The organism is Microbulbifer maximicatervae (SeqCode) (genome assembly GCF_052467825.1).
This window is the reverse complement of the sequence record NZ_CP174327.1, coordinates 4201077-4222735: the sequence shown is the minus strand read 5'-3', so window position 1 is coordinate 4222735 and position 21659 is coordinate 4201077. Positions and strand designations below refer to the sequence as shown.

The 21659-nt window shown below is 48.8% G+C and carries 22 protein-coding genes; 19 read left to right on the top strand and 3 right to left on the bottom strand.

Annotated elements, in window-relative coordinates; genetic code table 11:
* The 10 genes from cobO (at position 1) to ACJJII_RS18760 (ending at position 8802) form a co-directional block, all read left to right on the top strand.
* Positions 1-615 carry a cob(I)yrinic acid a,c-diamide adenosyltransferase gene (gene cobO, locus ACJJII_RS18805; protein WP_444917307.1) on the top strand — a complete coding sequence of 205 codons (615 nt, stop codon included), beginning with the start codon at positions 1-3 and terminating at the stop codon, positions 613-615.
* 12 nt (positions 616-627) lie between these two features.
* Entirely contained in the window at positions 628-2136 is a 1509-nt protein-coding gene (locus ACJJII_RS18800; protein WP_444917306.1) for a cobyric acid synthase, read from the top strand.
* Positions 2133-3155: a FecCD family ABC transporter permease gene (locus tag ACJJII_RS18795; protein ID WP_444917305.1), complete on the top strand. Its 1023-nt coding sequence runs from the start codon at positions 2133-2135 to the stop codon at positions 3153-3155. Before ACJJII_RS18800 ends, ACJJII_RS18795 begins: the two co-directional genes overlap by 4 nt.
* A complete protein-coding gene (locus ACJJII_RS18790) occupies positions 3155-3937 on the top strand; it encodes a heme ABC transporter ATP-binding protein (RefSeq protein ID WP_444917304.1) in 783 nt (260 codons plus the stop codon). Before ACJJII_RS18795 ends, ACJJII_RS18790 begins: the two co-directional genes overlap by 1 nt.
* On the top strand, positions 3930-4478 hold the full coding sequence (gene cobU, locus ACJJII_RS18785; RefSeq protein WP_444917303.1) for a bifunctional adenosylcobinamide kinase/adenosylcobinamide-phosphate guanylyltransferase: 549 nt from the start codon (positions 3930-3932) through the stop codon (positions 4476-4478). Before ACJJII_RS18790 ends, cobU begins: the two co-directional genes overlap by 8 nt.
* A gap of 287 nt (positions 4479-4765) precedes the next feature.
* Positions 4766-5812: a nicotinate-nucleotide--dimethylbenzimidazole phosphoribosyltransferase gene (gene cobT / locus ACJJII_RS18780; RefSeq protein ID WP_444917302.1), complete on the top strand. Its 1047-nt coding sequence runs from the start codon at positions 4766-4768 to the stop codon at positions 5810-5812.
* On the top strand, positions 5802-6407 hold the full coding sequence (locus ACJJII_RS18775) for a histidine phosphatase family protein (RefSeq protein ID WP_444917301.1): 606 nt from the start codon (positions 5802-5804) through the stop codon (positions 6405-6407). The genes cobT and ACJJII_RS18775 overlap by 11 nt, the downstream gene beginning before the upstream one ends.
* Entirely contained in the window at positions 6391-7224 is an 834-nt protein-coding gene (gene cobS / locus ACJJII_RS18770) for an adenosylcobinamide-GDP ribazoletransferase (RefSeq protein ID WP_444917300.1), read from the top strand. The genes ACJJII_RS18775 and cobS overlap by 17 nt, the downstream gene beginning before the upstream one ends.
* A gap of 30 nt (positions 7225-7254) precedes the next feature.
* Complete coding sequence (locus tag ACJJII_RS18765) at positions 7255-8178, top strand: cobalamin-binding protein (protein WP_444917299.1); 924 nt, start codon at positions 7255-7257, stop codon at positions 8176-8178.
* A gap of 186 nt (positions 8179-8364) precedes the next feature.
* Complete coding sequence (locus ACJJII_RS18760; protein ID WP_444917298.1) at positions 8365-8802, top strand: hypothetical protein; 438 nt, start codon at positions 8365-8367, stop codon at positions 8800-8802.
* Between the two features lie 69 nt (positions 8803-8871).
* On the opposite strand, the gene ACJJII_RS18755 is transcribed toward ACJJII_RS18760, so the two are convergent.
* Complete coding sequence (locus ACJJII_RS18755) at positions 8872-9777, bottom strand: AraC family transcriptional regulator (protein ID WP_444913199.1); 906 nt, start codon at positions 9775-9777, stop codon at positions 8872-8874.
* 169 nt (positions 9778-9946) lie between these two features.
* On the opposite strand from ACJJII_RS18755, the gene ACJJII_RS18750 reads away from it, so the two are divergent.
* The 9 genes from ACJJII_RS18750 (at position 9947) to ACJJII_RS18710 (ending at position 19931) form a co-directional block, all read left to right on the top strand.
* Complete coding sequence (locus ACJJII_RS18750; protein ID WP_413662181.1) at positions 9947-10693, top strand: cysteine hydrolase family protein; 747 nt, start codon at positions 9947-9949, stop codon at positions 10691-10693.
* Between the two features lie 434 nt (positions 10694-11127).
* Positions 11128-11511 (top strand): BlaI/MecI/CopY family transcriptional regulator, encoded by a 384-nt coding sequence (locus ACJJII_RS18745; protein WP_444917297.1) that lies wholly within the window; start codon positions 11128-11130, stop codon positions 11509-11511.
* On the top strand, positions 11511-12464 hold the full coding sequence (locus ACJJII_RS18740; protein ID WP_444917296.1) for a M56 family metallopeptidase: 954 nt from the start codon (positions 11511-11513) through the stop codon (positions 12462-12464). Before ACJJII_RS18745 ends, ACJJII_RS18740 begins: the two co-directional genes overlap by 1 nt.
* Before the next feature lie 10 nt (positions 12465-12474).
* Complete coding sequence (locus ACJJII_RS18735) at positions 12475-13788, top strand: TolC family protein (RefSeq protein ID WP_444917295.1); 1314 nt, start codon at positions 12475-12477, stop codon at positions 13786-13788.
* The gene (locus ACJJII_RS18730; RefSeq protein WP_444917294.1) at positions 13785-15014 is read left to right on the top strand and encodes an efflux RND transporter periplasmic adaptor subunit; all 1230 of its coding nucleotides are present in this window, start codon (positions 13785-13787) and stop codon (positions 15012-15014) included. The genes ACJJII_RS18735 and ACJJII_RS18730 overlap by 4 nt, the downstream gene beginning before the upstream one ends.
* A 9-nt stretch (positions 15015-15023) precedes the next feature.
* Complete coding sequence (locus ACJJII_RS18725; protein WP_444917293.1) at positions 15024-18179, top strand: efflux RND transporter permease subunit; 3156 nt, start codon at positions 15024-15026, stop codon at positions 18177-18179.
* A gap of 62 nt (positions 18180-18241) precedes the next feature.
* Positions 18242-18937 (top strand): HupE/UreJ family protein, encoded by a 696-nt coding sequence (locus ACJJII_RS18720; RefSeq protein WP_444917292.1) that lies wholly within the window; start codon positions 18242-18244, stop codon positions 18935-18937.
* Positions 18938-19001: 64 nt separating this feature from the next.
* Positions 19002-19550, top strand: coding sequence for a hypothetical protein (locus ACJJII_RS18715; protein WP_282933020.1), 549 nt, complete (start codon positions 19002-19004; stop codon positions 19548-19550).
* A gap of 45 nt (positions 19551-19595) precedes the next feature.
* Positions 19596-19931: a DUF6488 family protein gene (locus ACJJII_RS18710; RefSeq protein ID WP_444917291.1), complete on the top strand. Its 336-nt coding sequence runs from the start codon at positions 19596-19598 to the stop codon at positions 19929-19931.
* 189 nt (positions 19932-20120) lie between these two features.
* Here ACJJII_RS18710 and ACJJII_RS18705 read toward each other — a convergent pair whose 3' ends face one another.
* The gene (locus ACJJII_RS18705) at positions 20121-20534 is read right to left on the bottom strand and encodes an SRPBCC family protein (RefSeq protein ID WP_444913190.1); all 414 of its coding nucleotides are present in this window, start codon (positions 20532-20534) and stop codon (positions 20121-20123) included.
* A gap of 12 nt (positions 20535-20546) precedes the next feature.
* Entirely contained in the window at positions 20547-21560 is a 1014-nt protein-coding gene (locus ACJJII_RS18700; protein WP_444913189.1) for an aldo/keto reductase, read from the bottom strand.
* Between the last annotated feature and the right edge of the window lie 99 nt (positions 21561-21659).

Sequence of the window (21659 nt, the reverse complement as noted above, 5' to 3'; positions counted from 1 at the left end):
ATGTCGGAAGACGAGCAAAAACGAAATGTCAAGCACAAGCAGGCAATGCAAAAACACAAGGAGAAGGTTGATGCCAACATTGCAGCAGCCGATATCCAGCGTGGAGTTGCTGTCCTGCTCACCGGAAATGGCAAAGGGAAGTCGAGCTCAGCTTTCGGCATGGTGATACGCGCACTGGGTTACGGGCAGAAAGTGGGCGTTGTGCAATTTATTAAAGGCGCACAGCAATCTGGGGAAGAGCTTTTCCTTAAAAACCATTGCCCGGAAGTTACTCTCTATCAAATGGGTACTGGCTTTACCTGGAATACTCAGGATCGCACCAGTGATATTGCTGCTGCAGAGAGAACCTGGGCAGAGGCAGAAAAAATGCTCACCGATACCACCTATGACTTAGTGGTGTTGGACGAACTCACTTATATGCTCGCTTACAAATACTTAGATGAGTCCAAAGTATTGGAGACTCTGGCCCAGCGGCCACAGGAACAGAGTTTGGTGGTAACTGGTCGAGGTGGTGGTAGTGCGCTACAGGAGCTAGTGGATACGGTATCTGAAGTGAAAGATGTTAAGCATGCTTTTAAAGCGGGCATCAAAGCCCGCAAAGGCGTAGATTACTAGGTTGTTTTCACTATGTCCGTGTTGATGGTTCAGGGCACGACTTCCGATGCTGGCAAGAGTACTTTGGTGGCCGGGCTCGCTCGTTACTTTTCCCAGCGCGGAGTCAGTGTCGCACCTTTTAAGCCGCAAAATATGGCACTCAATAGTGCCGTTTCGGTGGATGGTGGTGAGATAGGGCGGGCACAAGCGCTGCAAGCCCAGGCCTGTGGGATCGACCCCCACAGCGATATGAACCCGGTGTTACTTAAGCCCGCTTCAGATACCGGGGCTCAGGTTATTATCCAGGGTAAAGTGTTGGGGAATATGCAGGCGCTGGATTACCACCACTATAAAGCTACCGCGCAAAATGCAGTGCTGGACTCCTTCGCACGGCTCGAAGATCAATATGAGCTGGTGTTAGTTGAAGGGGCTGGCAGCCCGGCAGAAATTAACCTGCGGGAAAACGATATTGCCAATATGGGCTTTGCCGAGGCCGTTGATTGCCCGGTTGTACTGATTGCTGATATCGATCGCGGAGGTGTGTTCGCCCACTTGGTAGGCACCCTCGAATTGCTGTCTTCCTCAGAGCGAGAGCGTGTCGTCGGTTTTGTGATCAACCGCTTTCGTGGCGAGCTGCAATTACTTCAGCCCGGGCTCGACTGGTTAGAGGAATATACCGGCAAGCCAGTTCTCGGAGTCTTACCTTATCTCCATGACCTCTACCTTGACGCGGAGGATGCCATTAGCACCCAACAGAGCGGCGCTGATGCTCGATTGAAAGTGGTAGTGCCGGTATTGCCGCGCATTAGTAACCATACCGATTTCGATGTATTGAGGTTGCATCCGGATATCGATCTGCAATTTGTCAGTGTCCGCGAACCAGTCCCTCAGTGCGACTGGATTATTCTTCCTGGCAGTAAAAATGTACGGGCAGACTTGGCCTACTTAAAAGAAAACGATTGGCCTGCACAGTTGGATCGGCATCTGCGTTACGGCGGCAAACTCGTGGGTATTTGCGGTGGTTTGCAAATGCTGGGGAGCGAGGTACAGGACCCGGATGGGGTAGAGGATACCCCGGGTAACGAACCGGGCTTGGGTTATCTGGATTTTACAACTCGCTTGCAGCCAGTCAAAGCACTGAAAAATATTACCGGCTTTTTAGCTTTGGAAAATGAAGTAAAAGAAGCTACTCCTGTTCATGGCTATGAAATCCACTGTGGTATAACAGAAGGTGTAGCTCTGCAAACTCCAGCGGTATATATCTGTGATAAAGACGGAAATTCCAGGCCTGATGGTGCAATAAGTGCTGATGGACAGGTATTCGCGACCTACGTGCATGGGCTGTTCGATTCACCCGAAGCGCTGAGCGCACTTTTTGCCTGGGGTGGGTTGAAAGACTCTACGCCGCTGGATGTGGGTGAACAGCGGCAGCAACAATTGGACAGGCTGGCTGAGACTATTGCTGAGAATATCCAGGGAAACTGGCTCGAGCAATTTGAGGGAACCAGGGAGACGGCAGCGTTGCAAGAGGATACCCTGTGACTGTTGCCCGTATAAAAGCATTAAATATTGCCTGGTGGTTACTGCCTGCAGCACTTGCCCTTAGTTTTTCTGCTGCCGTTGCCATAGGAGCAGTGTATCTCTCACCCTCACAATTATTTGCCGCGATCAGTGGCCAGGGCGATGGTGGACTCGCTGGGGATATTGTTCAGGTAATACGATTACCGAGAGCCATGTTGGCGGCTGGAGTGGGTGCTGTGCTCGCTATCTGCGGGGCAATGTTACAAGGCTTATTTCGAAACCCTCTAGCTGACCCATCCCTGATTGGTGTTACCGCAGGGGCTTCTCTCGGTGCTTGTTTGGCCATCCTGCTAGGAGCGGAGGTTGCCGCTGCGTTTGGGAGTTTGCCCGTTGTATCCATAGCTGCTTTTTTCAGCGGCCTTTTAGCGGTGACACTGGTCTACAAAGTGGCGAAAAGTATTAATGGCACTTCCGTGGCCACCATGTTGCTAATGGGGATTGCCGTTACCGCTTTTTCCGCAAGCCTGATCGGGCTAATGGAGTACTTTGCTGATAATGACACCCTGCGCCGTATGAGCCTGTGGCTTATGGGAGGGCTGGATGCAGCGAGCTATCCTCGCGCTTTTCTGGTTTTGGCCGTGCTGGGCGCTTTGCTTGCCAGTATGTCCCGTTTCGGCACCTCACTAAATGTTCTTTTATTGGGAGAATCCCAGGCGCGCCATCTCGGTATTGATGTGGAGCGGGTAAAAACCCGTTTGATAGTGCTCGTCGCGGCTGGAGTGGGCACTTCGGTTGCTGTAGCCGGCAGTATTGCTTTTGTGGGGCTGGTAGTGCCCCATATAGTGCGTTTGTGGGTAGGACCTGATCACCGGCAGCTGCTGCCGCTTTCTGCCCTGGCTGGAGCTAGTTTATTGCTAGTTTCCGATACCCTGGCACGAACCATTATTGCCCCGGTGGAGATCCCGGTAGGGCTGATCACCGCACTGATTGGGGTGCCTTTTTTTGTTTCCTTGTTGCGTAAAAGCAGGGGGGCAATTTAATGGCCCTGCTGCAGGTGGAGGGAGTTGCGGTTAGTGTCGATAATCGGCCGCTATTGCAAGATATCAACCTGGAGGTAGATGTCGGCGAGCTGGTTTGTGTGATTGGCCCCAATGGCGCTGGTAAGTCGACCCTGCTGCGTGCCCTTTGCGGTGAAGTCAGGATGGATGCCGGGCAGGTCCACTTTAAAGGCAGCCCTTTTGCAAAGTTGTCCGCCCGCAATCGAGCCAGGCAAGTTGCCGTTCTGCCGCAAAATAACCCGCTGACATTTGCCTTTACTGGGCTGGAACTGGTCGCCCTCAGTCGAACTCCGCATTCCACTGGCACTGACCGGGACCGAGAAATCTGCCTGGAAGCCATGGCTGCCCTGGATGTTAGTCATTTGTCTGAGCGCCTGTACCCAACATTATCCGGCGGCGAGCAGCAGCGCTTGCAATTGGCTCGGGTGATGGCCCAGATCTGGCGGGCAGAGGATGGTGGAAAGCGGCTCCTCTTATTAGATGAGCCCGCTGCCAGCCTGGATATTGCACACCAATATGGAATGATGAGAGCGGTAAGAGACTTCGCGCGAAGTGGCGTAGCTGTGGTAATGACGGTCCATGATCTGGCCCATGCCAGCGGCTATAGCGACAGAATCCTCGCCTTAAAGCAGGGGCGCAGTATGGCCTACGGAAATCCAGAGGATGTATTGACTGCGGAGAATATGCAGCAGCTTTACGGCTACAGTGTCACGGTGATGCCACACCCCGTAACCGGTAAATCCCTGGTGATTGCCGATGTCTAGTGCCAGTGGTGTACATCTGGTACTAGGAGGCGCACGCAGCGGAAAAAGCCGGCTCGCGCAACAGCGCGCGGAGCAGTGGCTAAGCAGCAGTAGCGATGGTGGACTTACCTACCTGGCAACGGCTACGGCGGGCGATCAAGAAATGTCTACCCGTATTGCTCGACATCGGGAAGACCGGGATCATCGCTGGCAGACCCTGGAAGAGCCTATTGCATTGGCAGAGGCTCTGGTTACAGCTGCTGAGTCCCACTGTGTACTGGTGGACTGCCTCACTTTGTGGTTGAGCAACTGTCTTCATCAGGGCGTTTGGGAGCGTGAGCAAGAGGCGCTTCTGCAATGTATTGATCAGAGGCGTACTCTCGCTAACGGTAATACCCCACCTTGGATTTTTGTCAGTAATGAAGTCGGTTCGGGTATTGTGCCCCTTGGGCAGTTATCACGGGAATTTGTGGATGCGGCAGGCTGGCTTCATCAGGCATTAGCCGAGCGAGCTGATAGCGTCACCTTGGCAATTGCTGGTTTGCCGCTCACTGTAAAGTAAAGGAGCCTCTGAATAACTCCGTAATGCCTCTGCGAGTCTTGAAGGCTGCAGATGTTAGGCGCAGCTCGCCGCGAATGGCCGTAGCCCTTTGCAAGAGCTGCAACGCAGCAGGTGCGGCCTTCAAGGCTCGCCCTTCGGGGCTTGCAGAGCGATTCACACTCCGCGTTGCGACTTCTTGAAAGGTCTAGACATTCCTGCGAAGCCGCGCCTTGATTGTGAACCGCTCTGCAAGCCAGAGGTATCACGGAGTTATTCATAGGCTCCTAAAGAATCACCTGAAACTGATAATGATGACAGATGAACTCAGTTGGCTCGATAAGCCTGCACCAACCCCGGACCAGAGTGCTCGCAATGCCGCGATTGCCCGCCAGGAGCAATTGATTAAGCCGCAAGGCGCGCTCGGTCGGCTCGAGAGCATTGCCGTGGATTTCGCCGGATTCCAGGGGAGGGAGCAACCCCTACTGAATAATTTGTCGGTGCGCGTATTCGGTGCTGATCACGGTGTTGCAGCCCAGGGAACTTCCCGATTTCCTCAGGCAGTCACTTCTGTAATGCTAAAACTATTTTGCGAGGGTGGGGCGGCTATTAATGTGTTGAGCCGCGAGCAGAATGCTGACTTTGCCGCAATTAATCTGGGTTGTGTGGTCCCCGCTGAACACCCCGACCTGATTGATGAAGTTATAGCTCCCTCTACTGCGGACTTCTCCCAGGGGAATCCCGCTATGACCCAAGCGCAGCTGGCTCTTGCTCTTGATGCCGGTCGCCGCCAGTCTACCGATGCAGATTGTTTTATTGGCGGAGATATGGGTATTGGCAATACCACTTCCGCTGCTGCCATGTTTGCCGCCCTTTTTGAACTAGAGGTTGGCATCATTACGGGGCGAGGAACAGGTATCGACGATGCAGTGCTCGCCCGCAAGGTGGAACTGATCGAATCTGCCTTGGAGCAGCATTGGGCAGCGCTGGGCTCGCCACTTGCTATTCTGCAAACTTTTGGTGGCTTTGAGATTGCAGCCTTAACGGGAGCGTTTGTCGCCAGTGCCCAGCGAGGTGTCCCTGTATTGGTTGATGGTTTTATGGCGACTGCCGCGGCAGCTATTGCCGGTGCTATTAATCCATCAGTGAAACCCTGGTTGCTCTACGCCCATCTCTCTGACGAGTCTGGTCACAAACTGGCCCTCGAGTGCCTGGGGGTGAAGCCATTACTGAGCTTCAATATGCGCCTTGGCGAAGGCACAGGTGCAGTGTTGGCCATCAGTATTATCAAGCAAGCGCTGAACCTGCATAACAAAATGTTCACTTTCAGTGAGGCAGGAGTGCCAGTTGCGGATTGATCTTTTACGACACGGTGCCTGCGAAGGTGGAAATATTTTTCGCGGGCAGATCGATGTGCCCCTAACCAGTGAGGGTAGGGAGCAGATGTTGCGAGGGCTTGCCGAGCTCGATGACTCCTGGGACCGGATTGTTACTTCACCCTTACAACGCTGCCAACGGTTTGCTGCTCAGCTTGCCGGAGAGAAAAAGCTGCCGATAACTGAAGTTCCTGATATCCGGGAAATTGGTTTCGGGGACTGGGAGGGGCAGTCAGTCGATAAGATCTGGACTGAGCAACGAGCACTGTGTGAAGCCTGGGGGCGTGACCCGGAAAAGCACGCACCGCCGGGAGGCGAGCCCTTTCCCACATTTCGATCCAGAGTTCTTCAAGCTATTGATAATCTAGCCCAGCAATACTCAGGAGAGTCCCTGCTGCTTATTACTCACGGTGGCGTTATCAAGTTGTTGCTCGCATATGCGAATAACTGGCTTCCAGTCAAAATGATTTCACTGCAAGTTAATTACGGGTTTGCCGCATCGCTGAGATACGACTCGGACAATAAGACCTTTATCGTTTCCTACCCAGAGCAGTCAGCTTATGTTTATTGCCCGTAAGTTGTACAGCCTATCCCAAGCATTTCTGTATGCGCTGGTATTTCTTACCCGGCTGCCGGTGGCGGGCTTGCTGCGGGAGGTGGACAAGGAAACGGTGAAGCGGTCGATATATTTTTACCCCCTGGTTGGAGTGGTGATTGGTGTACTGTTATCCGGAGCCGCCTACCTTCTGGCTCCTTTAGGTGCCCAGTTGCAAGCTGCAATACTATTGGGTTTCTGGGTGGTCCTGACAGGTGCACTACACCTCGACGGCCTTGCTGACTGTACTGATGCCTACTTTGCTGGACATAAGTGTGCGGATCCTGAAGAACAACGTCAGCATATTCTGAGAGTAATGCACGATCCCCACTGCGGCTCTATTGCGGTAGCGGCTGTTGTTGTTTTCCTACTGATAAAGTTCGCTGCAATAGCAACCCTGCTAGAGCTAATAAACCCGGTAACAAAAGATGCTTGGGTCTATCTGCCGTTAGTGCTCTCACCTATGTTAGCCAGGGCTGCGGCCCTGGCTTTAATGGGAGTTTCACAATACGCACGTGTTGAAGGCCATGTACCGCCCGCTGGCTCTGAGCGCCGATGGGACCTATTGCCGGTAGTTGCAATCGTAGTTGCTATTGGATGTTTAGCGGCGCCAATACCCATTGCCATAGGCATCGTCTGTAGTTTGATTGCCCTGGTCTTATTCTGGCGTCGCCTGTGGGATAAGACTATTGGTGGTTATACCGGCGATTGTTTGGGCGGTTTGGTCGAGATAAGTGAATTGTCGATATTGATATTATGGGTGGCAGTTGCTGCCAATGTGGGTTACGGAGCTGTTTAGAAGCTCCTTAGTTATAGTCGAGTTAAAGAGATGTCTCGAAGCAGTATTGTCCGTGTTGTTTTAACCTTGAATCTGTTATTGGTGAGTAATACTTGGGCGGATGATTCCGTGCGGGTAAAAGATGCCCGTGGCCAATGGGTTGAACTGCCTGCACCTGCAGAGCGTATTGTTGCGCTAGCGCCAAATATTGTGGAGAACTTTTACAGTGCCGGGGCAGGGGATAAGCTAATTGCTGCGGTAAGCTACAGTGACTACCCCGAGCAAGCCAAGCAATTACCGGAGATAGGTAACTATAAAGCGGTAAATTATGAAAGTTTACTATTGCTAAATCCCGACTTGATTGTTGCCTGGGGGTCGGGAAATGGCGATCAGATGATTAATAAACTGGAGGATCTCGGTTTTACAGTTTTCGTATCTGAATCTAATGCTCTTGAAGATATCGCTGCGAATGTAAAGCGCTTCGGTAAACTTGCAGGCACAAGTGACTATGCAGATAAATCTGCCGGAGAGTGGCTTGAGCGACTGAATCAAATACAGCATAGCCACAAGGACCTGGATTCAGTCAGTGTTTTTTATCAGGTTTGGAATGAGCCACTGCAAACACTTAATGGCGACCACCTGATTAGCGATGTTATTGAAACCTGTGGCGGCCGTAATATATTTGCCGATGCATTGGTATTAGCACCGAAGATTAGTATTGAGTCTGTACTCGATAGAGACCCGAGAGTAATTATCGCCAGCGGAATGGGGGAGGAGCGGCCAGATTGGTTGGATGCCTGGGCAGCTTACCCAAGAATTAATGCAGTTAAAGAGGGAAACCTGTTTCATGTACCACCGGATATCATTCAGCGACATACTTTTCGGGTGCTGGATGGTATGGAGATGGTTTGTGATTATCTGAACAATGCGCGAATGAAGGTTGATGCAGGTGCTACAGCTAAAAATGGTCTGTAATTCTCGATGACGTAGGAAAAATAAAATATCCCCAGGTACATTAAAGCAATTCATATATAAGGCTGTGATGAAATTCAGTTTAAGGAAGGAGGAGTATGCTGGAAACAGTATCGGGGATTATAGTTTTCTTAGTGATCATTGGTGGGTTGCTAGCTATTCCTTATGGGATGGTTAAATTAACTAATTTTGAGAAGGATAGAAAAAAATCGTTGGTCAATTTTTTGGCATCATTTCTCTAAAGATATAGCTGCGGGAAAGGTGGTCTTTGCAAGCCCTTTTTTAGCGCTGTTTGCCTATTATGGATTCTATCACTCCTTGAAAGTTGGAGGTGATTTATTTGACACTTCAGTAACTACTTCGTGTGCTGCAATAGGGTTTTTTCTCATTTGTCATTCAGGCTTGATTGATCGTAGCTTCTTGAAGCTCCATATAGAAAATCTAAAGTTGCTGGCTGTGAGTGCAATATCTTTGGTTCTCGTTGAATTCAATGCTTCACTTTCGCTTACGACATTTATTGGTGCTATGGCCATGATGATCTGCGCAGTAAAGTATCCTGTAGAGCAGGTGATTCTTGAGGCTGAGCGAGCTAGAGCCAAAGAAGAGAGGAAATCACGTAAAACCTAGCTTAGTTCTCTTTTATGGAGCCTGTTAGGCTGTAGAAGCTGCTGAGTTATTAAAAAATAACTGGAAATGTCAAGATTCGATGCCTTTCCTTCTTGCTGCTCCAGGGCCATAGCCAAAGTGTTTTTTAAATGCTTTACTAAAGCTGGCCTCGGATTGATAGCCAAACTGATGGGCGACTTGAGCAGTTGAATTTTTCTTTTCATAAAACTCTTGGTGAGCACGCTGCATTCTCCAATTGGTAACATACTGCATCGGTGTTTTTTTCACTAAAAGCAGGAATTTTTCAGAGAATGATGATCGAGACATAGCAGCAAGTTTGGATAATTTATCAACTGTCCACGAGTACCCTGGATCAGAATGGATAGACTGTAAAACTTTTCCCAGCTTGGGGTCCGCGAGTGCTTTAATGTATCCATCGGTAAATTGTGAGCTTTTCATATGAGCGCGCACAATATAAATGAATAATATTTCGGACAAGCGATCAATAGCAATTTTCTCGCCAGGCAAATTGTTTTCTATCTCAAATGTTATAAAGCGAGTCACCGTTTCAATTAGTGCAGCACCTTCAGCCAAATCATTCTGAACGATTAAAACCTCAGGTAAATCTTCATGAAGAGGATTCCAGCTAAAGTGATCGAGCTCAAAATAACCACATATTAAACTTGTCGCAGCCCTACCTAAAGCCTGTCCCTCTTCGTTAGGTTGGTTAAGTTCCAGTTTAGGATCTGGTGTGTCCTGACTATGGGTTATTGTATGAATAGCATCATGAGGAAATACCACCAAGTCACCGGCCCTTAATGGTATTGGAACATCCTGAGAGGGTAAATGTAACCAGCAAACACCACGAGTAACAAGATGAAAGGTGGCCTTTTGCTCTCCGGAGGTGTCTACCCGCCACGCGCCATAAAATTGGCTGTGTAAAAAAACATGTGCTTTTAAGTGGAAAACCCTGAGCAAATCACTTAACACGTCCATAACGACAAATACCTAAAAACCATACAGTCATACGATTTGACATAAAATACATATTTTAAAGCATTTATCGTACAGATTGTGAGGATATTATACGTTCCAGGTTGAGTGCTAGCAATATCCTGCTTACTTACCCTACATAACTTAAGAGCTTTGGATAGGAAAATAGCTGATGAACTTTTTAAATAATCTAGTAGCGCCAGTTGTGGCACTAGGGCTTATCTCTTTCTCATTAAATAGCTTTGCCGATCAAGTCGAGCCTGGTATGAAGATTGATCCAGAGCGGACGGCAATCGTAATAACCGACCCGCAGAATGATTTCTTAAGCCCTAATGGTGTAACCTGGGGTGTAGTGGGGGAAAGTGTAGAAAAAAATAATACAGTTCAGAACCTCGAAAGGTTAATGAAAGTTGCAGGGAAAAAGGATGTGCCTTTATTTATTTCCCCACACTATTACTACCCTCATGATCATAAGTGGAAGTTTGAGGGGAACCTCGAAGTGGTAATGCACAAACTTGGTATGTTCAATCGAGAAGACCCTCTAAGCTTAAATGGGTTTGAAAACTCTGGAGCTGATTGGTTGGAGCAATATAAGCCATATATAAATAATGGTAAGACTGTTGTGACCGGCCCGCATAAAATTTACGGCCCTGAGACAAATGATTTAGTACTCCAGCTGAGAAAACAGGGGATTGATAAAGTAATTCTTGCAGGGATGTCTGCAAATCTATGCACAGAATCTCATATGCGCGAATTATTAGAACAGGGATTTGAAGTGGCTGTTGTAACCGATGCAACAGCTGGTGCAAATTTGCCTGAGGGCAATGGCTACGAAGCAGCAATGATTAACTTCAAGTATATGGCTAATGATATACTTACCACAAAAGAAGCGGTTAAATTGATTAAAAAGGAATTCTAAATAAGTAAACGTAGGCATAATCAAATTCACTGTAAATCTGGTTTATAGTGAGTGGTTATGCCTACAAAGGATATCTGCAGACATTTGATAGATAGGCTCTTTGACTATCTGGACTTGGGTCTGAGGTATAAAAGAGTCTCCGAATTTATGAGTAGTACAGGCGATTTGAAGAAGCAGATCATTATTGGCTTTATGGAATAATAGTGGGCTTGATATCCAAGGATCATGCTTAGGATTGTTATTGGAGAGAGCAAGGGTAATGTATAACGCTCTGTTGTTAATGTGAGCGGGGGTATCTTGGCCTCACTACTCTCTTAACAATTTCACTTTGAATTTCTAAGCTCGGGGAAGCCTGACATAAAACCTATTGACGATCGGTTTTTGACGTTCTACCATCAGTCAAAGAAATATTTTCACTGTTGGAATAATGGTCTATGCGACTTGGCGATCTTGAGAAACAGGTGCTCCAACATCTTTGGGATAGAAAATCTGCGGATGCCAAACAGGTCCACTCTGACTTGAGCAGGGCCCGTGGAGGTTCTCTCAATACGATCCAGAGCACGCTGGATCGCCTCTACAAGAAAGGTTTGCTGTCTCGGGAGAAGCAGGGGCATGCATTCCAATACAGCCCGGCAGTGGAGCGCTACGAGTTTGTTGGACAGCTGATTCAAGATGTTACTCGTGAGTTCGTTGATGATGAGAACGGGTTGGTAGCCGCATTTACCTCCATCTCATCGGAGTTGAGCGAAAGCCAATTGGAGCAGCTGGAGCAGTTGATCGAAAGCCAGAAGATTAAGCGCCAGCAGGGTGATCGCTAATGATTTTGGGGCAGGTTGCACTCTGGCTAAACCTGCTGACTATTGCAGCGCTTGGCCTGTTTGTCGGTATTTTACTGGTATCAGCTGCCTGCCTTTCTGCTTCCCGGCATTCACTTAGCTTGTCTGTCAGTAGCCGGCGTTTACTGCTGTGGAGTGCGGTATTGCTGCCGTGGTTTGCGGCTTCCACTGCCGCTGTTATCCTGGCTTTCCCCAGCCTTTTGGGAGGCGTTGCATCACTGGCGCACTGGCACCATATCAATGCTTTTAACCTCTACAGTTGGCACGGTGTTTTTACTATTGCGTTTCTTTTCTTTAGCGGTTTTTTGGCGTTTCAAAGTTTTAAACGAGCTCATCGCCATTTGGCGCAGCTCCGTTTGTTAATGCAACTTTGCGAAAGGGATAAGTCTGACCAAAGTATTATCCAGGCAAAGGGGCCCCAGGCTTTCACCAGTGGTCTGCTCCGTCCGCAAGGGTTTTATACCAGCGGTCTGCGAGACCAGTTAACAGCGGAAGAATTTGAGGTGGTGCACCTGCATGAGGAAGCCCATGCGCAAAAATTTGATCCTCTGAAGAAATTAATATTCGCTTTATTTGCCAGCTTTTTCCCTACGCGTTTGGGGAATTACCTGAATCGGCAGATGGCGCTGTGTATGGAGCAGCGTGCAGATGCTTATGCCCATAGGCAGGGGTGGAGTGAGACTTTTATCGCCCAAACCCTACTTAAAGTAACCCGTATCTCCAATGGGTTGCATCCCAAAGAGAGAAGTTCAGCAATGGTCTGTTATTTCGCTCTTGACCAATTGGATGCTCGTATTCGTTACTTGCTGTCTGATGATAAGGGGCGCAACTTACCCCCCTTGTTATTAGCTGGAATGTTTGTGGCTCTTACAGGCACTTGCCTTGTTTCGGTGGATGCGCTCCACCACACCGTCGAAACCCTTTTCTCCCACTAAGGAAGCCGAAGTGTTTAATTGTTTGCGTTTAGTCATAACTAAAAAACCGATTGTTGATCGGTTTTTTGTGGCCGGAGCCGTGTTCTTTTTAGTCGCATTAAGTGGACCCCTTAGGGCAGAACAGGGCGAGGAGTTATCGGGACTTACTTATGAACAGGCAATTCTTAAAAGCTTGCAAAATCACCCTGAACTGGCGGGTTACCGATATCAGTTTGAGGCTGTGGATGCTTTATCCAAGCACGCCAAGCTTGGACCACGTCCGGAGCTTAGTGTTGCCGCCGAGGGGGTGGGGGAGGAAAAGGACAGCGATGGCAACGGCAGTTCCCAGGTAACAGTAGGCATCAGTTGGCTATTACAGGGTGATCTCGCAGAAAAACGTGTATTGGCTACACGCAGTAAGACTTCCGTGATTGAGGCCGAAAAGCAGGTTCTTGAGTTAGAAGTTGCCGCTAATACTGCGCGTTACTTTTTCCAGGTCATGGCTCAGCAGGAACGCCTGGAAATTGCTAAAAGATCAGTCGACCTGGCTCGCAGGATATCCGCCGAAATTAATCGCCAAGTTAGTGTTGGCAGAACGAATGAAGCCGATGCTTTTCGGGCGGAAGTCGACTTACAGCGTCGACTCTTAGCTGTGGAGGATGTCGAACACGAGCTGGATATTGCCAAATATCAATTAGCTGCCCAGTGGGGCTCCAGAGAGCCAAGTTTTCGTGCAGTGGTTGGTTCTCTTTCCAGTGTCCTTCCAGAAGTTGATTTATCTAGATTGCGAAGCTTGGTGGCGAGCAACCCAAATTTGGAAATATTCATGAGCCGCGAGCGCGTGGCGCAGGCGGAAATTGATTTGGCACGTGCAGAAGCTGGTATTCAGTGGAGGATTGATACCGGAATTCGTCGCAACGAAGCGAGCGGAGATTATGGGTTGGTGGCAGGGTTCGCAATCCCACTAGGTAAGGGTGACCGTAATCGCGGCAAGGTATCTGCTTTGAGGGCAGAACAAAATCGTTTCCGAGCAGAAAGAAATGCGAAAGAGATTGAGTTGGATACACAGCTCTTTGTGATGACCCAAAGGCTACAGCATCACCGGCACGTAGCTACCGCCTTGAATGAAAAGATGATTCCCAGTTTGGATAAAGCGCTCATCGCTACGCAAAAAGCCTATCGACGTGGCCGCTATAACTACTCGGAGTTGGCTCTAGCCCAACAGGGGCTTAGCGATGCGCAGCTTTCACTATTACAGGCGCAGTACAACGCACACCTTAGCCTGATTGAAATTGAAAAATTGACAGGCCTGTCACTGGCACAGATAAGCGAGAGCGAGATATGAGATCCGCAGTTTTTTCCAGCCTGATATTCGGTGCTTTACTTTCCTTGTTCCTAAGTGGCAGCGGCAGTGTGTATGCGGCCGGAGCTGTCGCAGAGGCAGAACCGGAAAAAGGGCCCAATCGTGGGCGCATGTTGAGAGAAGGTAATTTCGCCGTTGAGCTAAGTATTTATGAAACTGGTGTTCCCCCGGAGTTTCGGGTTTGGGTGAGTAACGATGGAGAGCTGGTTAATCCTCGGCAGGTTGATCTTAAAGTGGTTCTTACAAGGCTTGGAGATGGAGAGGATCACATCGAGTTCAGGCCTGAGGGGAATTATCTGCGTGGCGATATGGTGATCTATGAGCCCCACTCATTTGTTGTGACTCTAACAGCCAAGTACCAGGGGCACGAATACCGTTGGCAATACGATAGTTTTGAGGGGCGAACCCGTATCGAATCCGGTATTGCTGAATCCATGGAAATTGATACGGAAACCGTCGGCCCCGCCAGGATGAGTGAGACCAACCGCGCTTATGGCAGACTTATTGTAGATCCAGAACAGGTACGTGAAATCCGTGCGCGTTTCGATGGATTTGTAGAAACTGTGTATGTGGGATTGGGAGAGCGCGTTAAAAAAGGGCAACCCCTAATCGCAGTTAACAGCGATCAAAACCTGAAAACTTACAGTATTAAATCCCCCATTTCCGGTGTGGTAATTCAGCGCAATGTAAACCCTGGTGAACAGACCGCAGGTAGAGCTTTATTAACGGTTGCCGATGATACTGCTTTATTGGCAGAGCTGGATGTTTTTCCCTCGACACGCCCCCAGATTCGCCAAGGCGCGCCCGTTTCCGTAAATATCAAGTCCCTGGAAACTCCTCTACTCGGGGTAGTTAAACAAATTGATACTTTGATGAAGCCCAACCAGGCCACTGCCGTTCGAGTGTCACTGCAAGATATTCCCTCAGGCCTCGCACCAGGTTCTTTTGTAAGCGGCGATATCCAAGTTGCTGAATATGAGGTGCCTCTCGCCGTCAAGCGTTCCGGTTTACAAGCGTTCCGCGATTTTACTGTCGTTTATGCCAAGGTGGGCGATCAATATGAAGTGCGCATGTTGGAGCTGGGGCGTGAAGCAGGCGACTGGGTTGAAGTGCTGGGGGGGATTCGACCGGGAATCGAATATGTCACCGGTAACAGCTACATCATTAAAGCGGACATTGAAAAGTCCGGTGCATCCCACGATCACTGAGGGTTCGACATGCTTGAGTACTTGATAAGAACCTCAATTCAAAATCGCGGGCTGGTTATTACCTTTGTGCTTTTACTGTGCGGTTTGGGCATTTGGAATTTCACCCGGCTGCCCATTGATGCGGTACCGGATATCACCAATATCCAGGTGGTTATTAATACGGAGGCACCGGGGTATACCCCTAAAGAAGTTGAGCAACGGGTTACATACCCAGTGGAAAATGCAATGGCTGGTTTGCCGAGCCTTGCTTATACACGCTCCGTTTCGCGATATGGGCTGTCTCAGGTTACGGTGATTTTTGAAGATGGCACCGATATTTATTTTGCCCGCCAGTTAGTGAATGAACGGCTCACTAGTGTACGTGGTGCACTGCCTGCTGGTTTGGAGCCAGAGCTTGGACCCATCGCCACAGGTCTTGGCGAAATCTTTATGTTTACAGTGGACTCCGAACCCGGAGCTACCAATGCTGATGGCAGTGCAGTAACACCCAAAGACTTGCGTTCGGTGCATGACTGGATTGTGCGCCCGCAGTTATTGCGTGTACCAGGTGTGGTGGAAGTCAATCCGATTGGCGGATTCAAGAGAGAAATTCTGATTGCTATAGAGCCAGAGAAACTGCTGGCATTTGGCCTGACCCAGGAAGACCTGATTCTCTCGATCGAGGAGAACAATCGTAACCGCGGTGTAGGCTTTATTGAACACAGTGGCGCCCAGTGGTTGTTGCGGGTTCCGGGGCAGGCAAGCTCGTTAGAGACACTGAAGGATTTCCTGGTAGCGGAAGTGAATGGCGTTGCTGTTCGCCTTGGCGACTTGGCCAAGATCGAAGAGGGGCGCGAAATGCGCACCGGGGCGGCTACTCAGAACGGCAGGGAAGTGGTGATGAGTACCGTTTTCATGCTGGTTGGCGAAAATAGTCGCACCGTTGCAGGTGCAGTTGGTGAAAAGTTAGAGGATATCAAACAGAGTCTACCACCAGGTATCACATTGACTGCGGTTTATGATCGTACCGGTCTGGTTGACCAGACATTGCGCACTGTACAAACCAATCTTATGGAAGGTGCGCTGTTGGTTATCGCGGTTCTTTTCCTGCTGTTGGGCAATGTTCGAGCAGCAATTCTCACTGCGCTGGTAATTCCGGTAGCCATGTTAATGACCATCACCGGCATGGTTCAGGCCCGCGTAAGTGCAAACCTGATGAGTCTGGGGGCGCTGGACTTTGGCCTGTTGGTGGATGGGGGCATCATTATTGTCGAGAACTGTCTGCGACGCCTCAGCGAATCCGCCCGCGAGCGTGGCCAGTTAGATCTAAAAGAACGGCTTACCCTGGTATTCCAATCGACGCGGGAAGTGATTCGCCCGGCCATGTTTGGTGTGTTCGTTATCACAGCAGTGTATTTACCCATTTTTGCCCTGACTGGAGTGGAGGGCAAGATGTTCCATCCAATGGCTATAACCGTGGTGATTGCGCTGCTTTCTGCGATGTTTCTTTCCATCACTTTGGTGCCAGCCGGCATAGCGCTGCTATTCCGCAAACCGGTGATCGAAAAGAAAAATCCTGCACTTGAGAAGCTGAATAGAATTTATCGCCCGGCCTTGGAGTTTGCACTGCGCCAGCGTGGCATGGTTGTCGCTATTGCTGCGCTACTGGTGTTGGTTTCCGGCTATACGGCAAGCAGAATGGGTAGAGAATTTGTGCCGAATCTGGATGAAGGCGATATTGCCATGCACGCCTTGCGTATTCCCGGCACATCCCTGGAACAAGCGATTGCACTGCAAAAATCCCTGGAGGAGCGGATTAAAGAGTTGCCCGAAGTGGAGCGTGTATTCGCCAAAATTGGTACTGCGGAAGTGGCTACCGATGCCGTTCCCCCAAGTGTTGCCGATAACTTTATTATCCTGAAACCCAGGTCTCAGTGGCCAGATCCGGATAAGCCGAAAGAGCAATTGGTAGAAGAGCTGGCAAAGCTGGTAGAACCAATTCCCGGCAACCGCTATGAATTTCTCCAGCCAATCCAGATGCGCTTTAACGAGCTTTTAGCGGGGGTACGCGCGGAATTGGCGATCAAAGTCTTTGGCGATGACTTCGAGCAATTAGAGCGTTTGGGCAGTGAAATTGAAGCGGCTATCGGCAGTGTAGAAGGCGTTGCTGATATACAGATGGAGCAAACCAGCGGTTTACCGGTTCTCGCCATTGTTCCTGACCAGGCCGCGCTAACACAGTATGGGCTGGCCATTAGCCAGGTACAGGAGCAGCTGGCAACCGCCCTGGGAGGTACGGTTGCTGGCCGCTTTTATGAAGGGGACCGCCGCACCGATATTGTTGTGCGTTTGCCAGAGGTATTGCGCCAGGATTTGGATGCGCTAAAGAAACTGCCGATTCATCGATCCAATGGCAACTATGTGCCCCTGGAGGAAATTGCCAGCTTGGAACTCACTGCCGGTATCAATCAGGTTTTCCGCGAGAACGGTAAACGCAGGGTAGTGGTAACGGCCAATGTGCGGGGTAGGGACTTGGGTAGCTTTGTTGCTGATGTGCAGCAGTCCGTTTCCGAGAAAGTGGAAATACCACCCGGTTACTGGGTTGAATACGGCGGAACTTATCAAGCGCTACAGTCTGCTACTGAACGCTTATCGATTGTAGTGCCGCTGACTCTTGTGTTGATTATGGGGCTTCTCCTGCTGGCGCTTCGCTCCATAAAAGATGCGGCAATTATCTTTACCGGTATACCCCTCGCATTAACCGGCGGTGTGCTCTCTTTAATGTTGCGGGATATCCCGTTCTCCATTTCCGCAGCCGTTGGTTTTATCGCACTTTCCGGGATTGCCATCCTTAACGGCCTGGTGATGGTTTCCTTTATTCGCGATCTGCGTGACCAAGGTTACAGCATAGAAAATGCCATTATTGAGGGCGCCCTGATCCGATTACGTCCGGTCATTAGTACCGCACTGGTTGCCTCACTCGGTTTTGTGCCCATGGCCCTGAATACTGGTATTGGCTCTGAGGTACAGCGCCCACTGGCTACGGTGGTTATTGGCGGTATTGTCTCATCAACAATCCTGACACTTTTAGTGTTGCCGGCACTCTACAGAATTTTACATGGCAGGAATGCCAAGTCGGAAAGCTTACAAGATAACCCTGAAGTGGCTCTGGCTGGAGCCAGTTAACTGGGCCTGTGTACGCTTTGGTTCACAAGAATTTAGAACTTTAATAACGGGAGATAGTAACGTTGCACAATAGTTTAAAAACAGTTTTCGGTTTGATGGCGCTGATAGCAGGTATGGTGATATCTATGCCACTATTTGCCCATGGAGTGGACGATGCTACCAAGACTTTTCTTGCCGGCAACGAAGGGGTATCTATTATTCCCTTTCTATATATTGGCGCCAAGCATATGGTGACTGGCTATGACCATCTGCTGTTCCTGGTGGGAGTCATTTTCTTTTTATATCGATCAAAAGATGTTCTCATCTACGTAAGCTTCTTTACGCTCGGTCATAGCTTGACCCTTTTATTTGGAGTGCTAAACGACACCCATGTGAATGCCTATTTGATCGATGCCATTATTGGATTATCCATTGTCTATAAAGGCTTCGATAATCTCGGCGGCTTCAAACGGGTTTTTGGCTTCCAGCCTAATACCAAGGCTGCCGTACTGATTTTTGGGCTCTTCCACGGTTTTGGTTTGGCAACCAAATTACAGGAATTCAAGCTGTCCAGCGATGGGTTGGTGGAGAATATCCTGGCCTTTAATGTCGGAGTAGAAATTGGTCAGTTTGTTGCGTTGCTGTTTATTCTTCTCGCCATCAATTATTGGCGTCGCTTTGACAGTTTCCTGCGCTTTTCCACCATGACAAATATCTTGCTAGTGAGTGGTGGACTGATGTTGGTGGGTTACCAGATGACAGGCTACTTCGTAGGTTAGATAGCCAGAAAGTGACTTTATAAAGTTAATTGAACAGAAAGAACACAGATTTAGAGCTTACAGAATGAATACAACTGAAATGCCAGTGCAGACTGCACAAACGCTGATTAAATCCACACTTGCTGCTGGTGTGCTTGCAGCCATTATGTTGACCACAGTAATCCTGCCAGCTGAATACAATATAGATCCTACTGGAATTGGCAGTGCACTGGGGCTGACTGAATTAAACAGTCAAGAGCAGGAAGTTGCGGTACCAGAAGTAGTGCAGCGTGGCGAGCAGTCCTTTGCTTATCGGACTGACACTACAACTATTGAAGTGCCCGCTGGCCATGGAATTGAATACAAATTTCAATTGGATAAATACGGTCATTTGGAATATGAGTGGGTAACGGAGAGTGGTGAACTTTACTTTGATTTTCACGGCGAACCCACAGGCGATACTACCGGCTACTTTGAGAGCTTTGCTATTGCTACCGCAAATAAAATGAGTGGCTCTCTCACTACGCCTTTTGATGGTTCCCATGGCTGGTATTGGAAGAATAACGGTCAGGAATCTGTGAAGATCACTCTAAAAACAAAGGGGTTCTACGAGGTTATTGGACTCAAACAGTAACGTTTTTTATCAACATTCGCTAAAACTGAGAAGAAAGAGAGCATTATGAACAAACTTATTCGAGTCATCTGTGTATCAGTTACCTTAGGCTTCGCAAATCTTGCTTTCGCCCATGGTGATCACGAGAGAGACAATTTTGCTACCATATCGATGGCTGAAGCTAAGGGCATCGCCAGCCAGGAAGTGGCTCGCCTAATCAAAGAGGGCAAGCTCAACAAGTCCTGGGCCGACATGCCACTCAATGCTGCAATACAGCGTGTTGATAACCAGCGACAGTGGGTTGTTAGCACCGAGGACCAGAATGGCAACCTGGATAAAATATTAAAAATCTTCTTATCAACGGAAGGCTACTTTCTGACTTTTAAGGTGATTGATCGTTAATGATTTAATCATGTTCCTGCGCTGATGCTCAAAAGCATTGGCGCAGCTGCTACATCTTGAGGTGTTGGCGTGTGTTAGTTAAGTAGTACTCTCTTCTTGGAGGCCTGAGTTACTAAAAATTGATTAGGCTAAACCTGGAGTGTTACTTAAAGAAGTATTCCCAGGTTTAACCTAATCACCATACTTTATTTAACCATAATGCTTTCTTAGAGCACTCAGACCATTTTCATAAATTTCTTGAAATAGGCTTGAAGCTTCTTCCTCTGATACTCCAACTGGCGTAAACTCTCCAAACCACTCAACACGAGAAACACCGCTAGTATCAGTATCCTTTACACGCAATGTTGAATAGTAATCGGCTACAGGGAAGGGCGCTTGCAGGATATGGTAACTATAGCTTCGCTTTTTCTCATCAAAAGCTATCAGTCTCTCTATAATGATCCCGCCATCTGGGTTTTCAAGGTAACGAACTCGCCCTCCCTCACCGAGCTCCGACTTAGGTATATATGGAAGCCAGTCTGGCAGGGAGTTGAATCCACCAATCAGTTGCCACACCTCGTCACTACTGGCTTGGATTTCGGTGAATGTAGAAGCTTTAGCCATTGCAGTTACTCCTTATTTCTCAATCGGTAGGGGGGCGAATTCATCGACAAGGTGTTCTTGGCGTAGCTCCTGCCATAGTGCATCTGGAATATTGGTTTCCAGAGCCGCAACATCTTCTTTGATTCTACTCGGTTTACTCGCACCTGGAATTACTGCAGCGATAGCTGGATTGGCTAATACAAATTGCAAGCCAATAGCTTTAGTGCTAACTCCATACTTATCGCCAATCGCTTTGATTTTGGAAACTTTTTGCAGCACGGATTCTGATGCTGGCACATACTCAAAATTAGGCCCTCCAACCAGCGCTCCAGAACTATAGGGGCCTCCAGCTACGATACCGAGGTCACGTTCTAAGATCTGTGGTATTACTCTCTGAAGGGCTCGAGAGTGATCCAGCAAGCTGTAGCGACCAGCAAGTAGGAAACCATCGGGGCGAGGTTCCTCAAGATCAAGGAGTATTTCAATGGGTTCCACTCGGTTTACTCCCAGGCCCCAGGCTTGGATCACGCCTTCATCACGCAGTTTGTCAAGAGCCTTGAAAGCGCCTTTGCGAGCACTTTCGAATATGCTAAGCCATTCGTCACCATAAAAATCTTGGGCAACATCGTGAACCCATGCAATTTCAATTCGATCGGTCTTTAACCGCTTGAGGCTATCTTCAATTGAACGCATTGTCGCATCATAGGAGTAGTCATTTACTATCTTATTGGGTCGTCCATACTTGAAAATGTCGCTTTTATCTCCAAGGTCTCGATCACTGGTATTTTCAACTTCATCCAGGATCAAGCGGCCTACCTTAGTGCTGATTACATAGTCTTCCCGTGGGTATCTGGACAGCGCCTCGCCCATACGAATTTCTGCGAGACCAGCTCCGTAGAACGGGGCATTATCAAAGTACCGGATACCACTGTCCCAGGCCGCCTCTACTGTTGCTTGGGCTTCCTCATCCGGAATTTCACGAAACATATTTCCGAGAGGTGCGGTACCAAAACCGAGTTTACTGGGGAAAAGATTTTTCAATTTCACTTTGAACTCCTAAATGAAGCATGCAACTCATAAAATATTGACTATTCAGTCTGCTTATTTATAGCGTCAGAGTAGCCAGTCATTGCCCGCTATCACTAA

Coding starts and splice junctions, on each gene's coding strand:
- ACJJII_RS18755 (WP_444913199.1), bottom strand. CDS start 9,777: ATGGACGTGTTAAGTGATTTGCTCAGGGTTTTCCACTTAAAAGCACAT.
- ACJJII_RS18705 (WP_444913190.1), bottom strand. CDS start 20,534: ATGGCTAAAGCTTCTACATTCACCGAAATCCAAGCCAGTAGTGACGAG.
- cobT (WP_444917302.1), top strand. CDS start 4,766: ATGATGACAGATGAACTCAGTTGGCTCGATAAGCCTGCACCAACCCCG.
- ACJJII_RS18710 (WP_444917291.1), top strand. CDS start 19,596: ATGAACAAACTTATTCGAGTCATCTGTGTATCAGTTACCTTAGGCTTC.
- ACJJII_RS18730 (WP_444917294.1), top strand. CDS start 13,785: ATGAGATCCGCAGTTTTTTCCAGCCTGATATTCGGTGCTTTACTTTCC.
- ACJJII_RS18765 (WP_444917299.1), top strand. CDS start 7,255: ATGTCTCGAAGCAGTATTGTCCGTGTTGTTTTAACCTTGAATCTGTTA.
- ACJJII_RS18790 (WP_444917304.1), top strand. CDS start 3,155: ATGGCCCTGCTGCAGGTGGAGGGAGTTGCGGTTAGTGTCGATAATCGG.
- ACJJII_RS18745 (WP_444917297.1), top strand. CDS start 11,128: ATGCGACTTGGCGATCTTGAGAAACAGGTGCTCCAACATCTTTGGGAT.
- ACJJII_RS18715 (WP_282933020.1), top strand. CDS start 19,002: ATGAATACAACTGAAATGCCAGTGCAGACTGCACAAACGCTGATTAAA.
- ACJJII_RS18750 (WP_413662181.1), top strand. CDS start 9,947: ATGAACTTTTTAAATAATCTAGTAGCGCCAGTTGTGGCACTAGGGCTT.
- cobS (WP_444917300.1), top strand. CDS start 6,391: ATGTTTATTGCCCGTAAGTTGTACAGCCTATCCCAAGCATTTCTGTAT.
- ACJJII_RS18740 (WP_444917296.1), top strand. CDS start 11,511: ATGATTTTGGGGCAGGTTGCACTCTGGCTAAACCTGCTGACTATTGCA.
- ACJJII_RS18800 (WP_444917306.1), top strand. CDS start 628: ATGTCCGTGTTGATGGTTCAGGGCACGACTTCCGATGCTGGCAAGAGT.
- cobO (WP_444917307.1), top strand. CDS start 1: ATGTCGGAAGACGAGCAAAAACGAAATGTCAAGCACAAGCAGGCAATG.
- ACJJII_RS18725 (WP_444917293.1), top strand. CDS start 15,024: ATGCTTGAGTACTTGATAAGAACCTCAATTCAAAATCGCGGGCTGGTT.
- cobU (WP_444917303.1), top strand. CDS start 3,930: ATGTCTAGTGCCAGTGGTGTACATCTGGTACTAGGAGGCGCACGCAGC.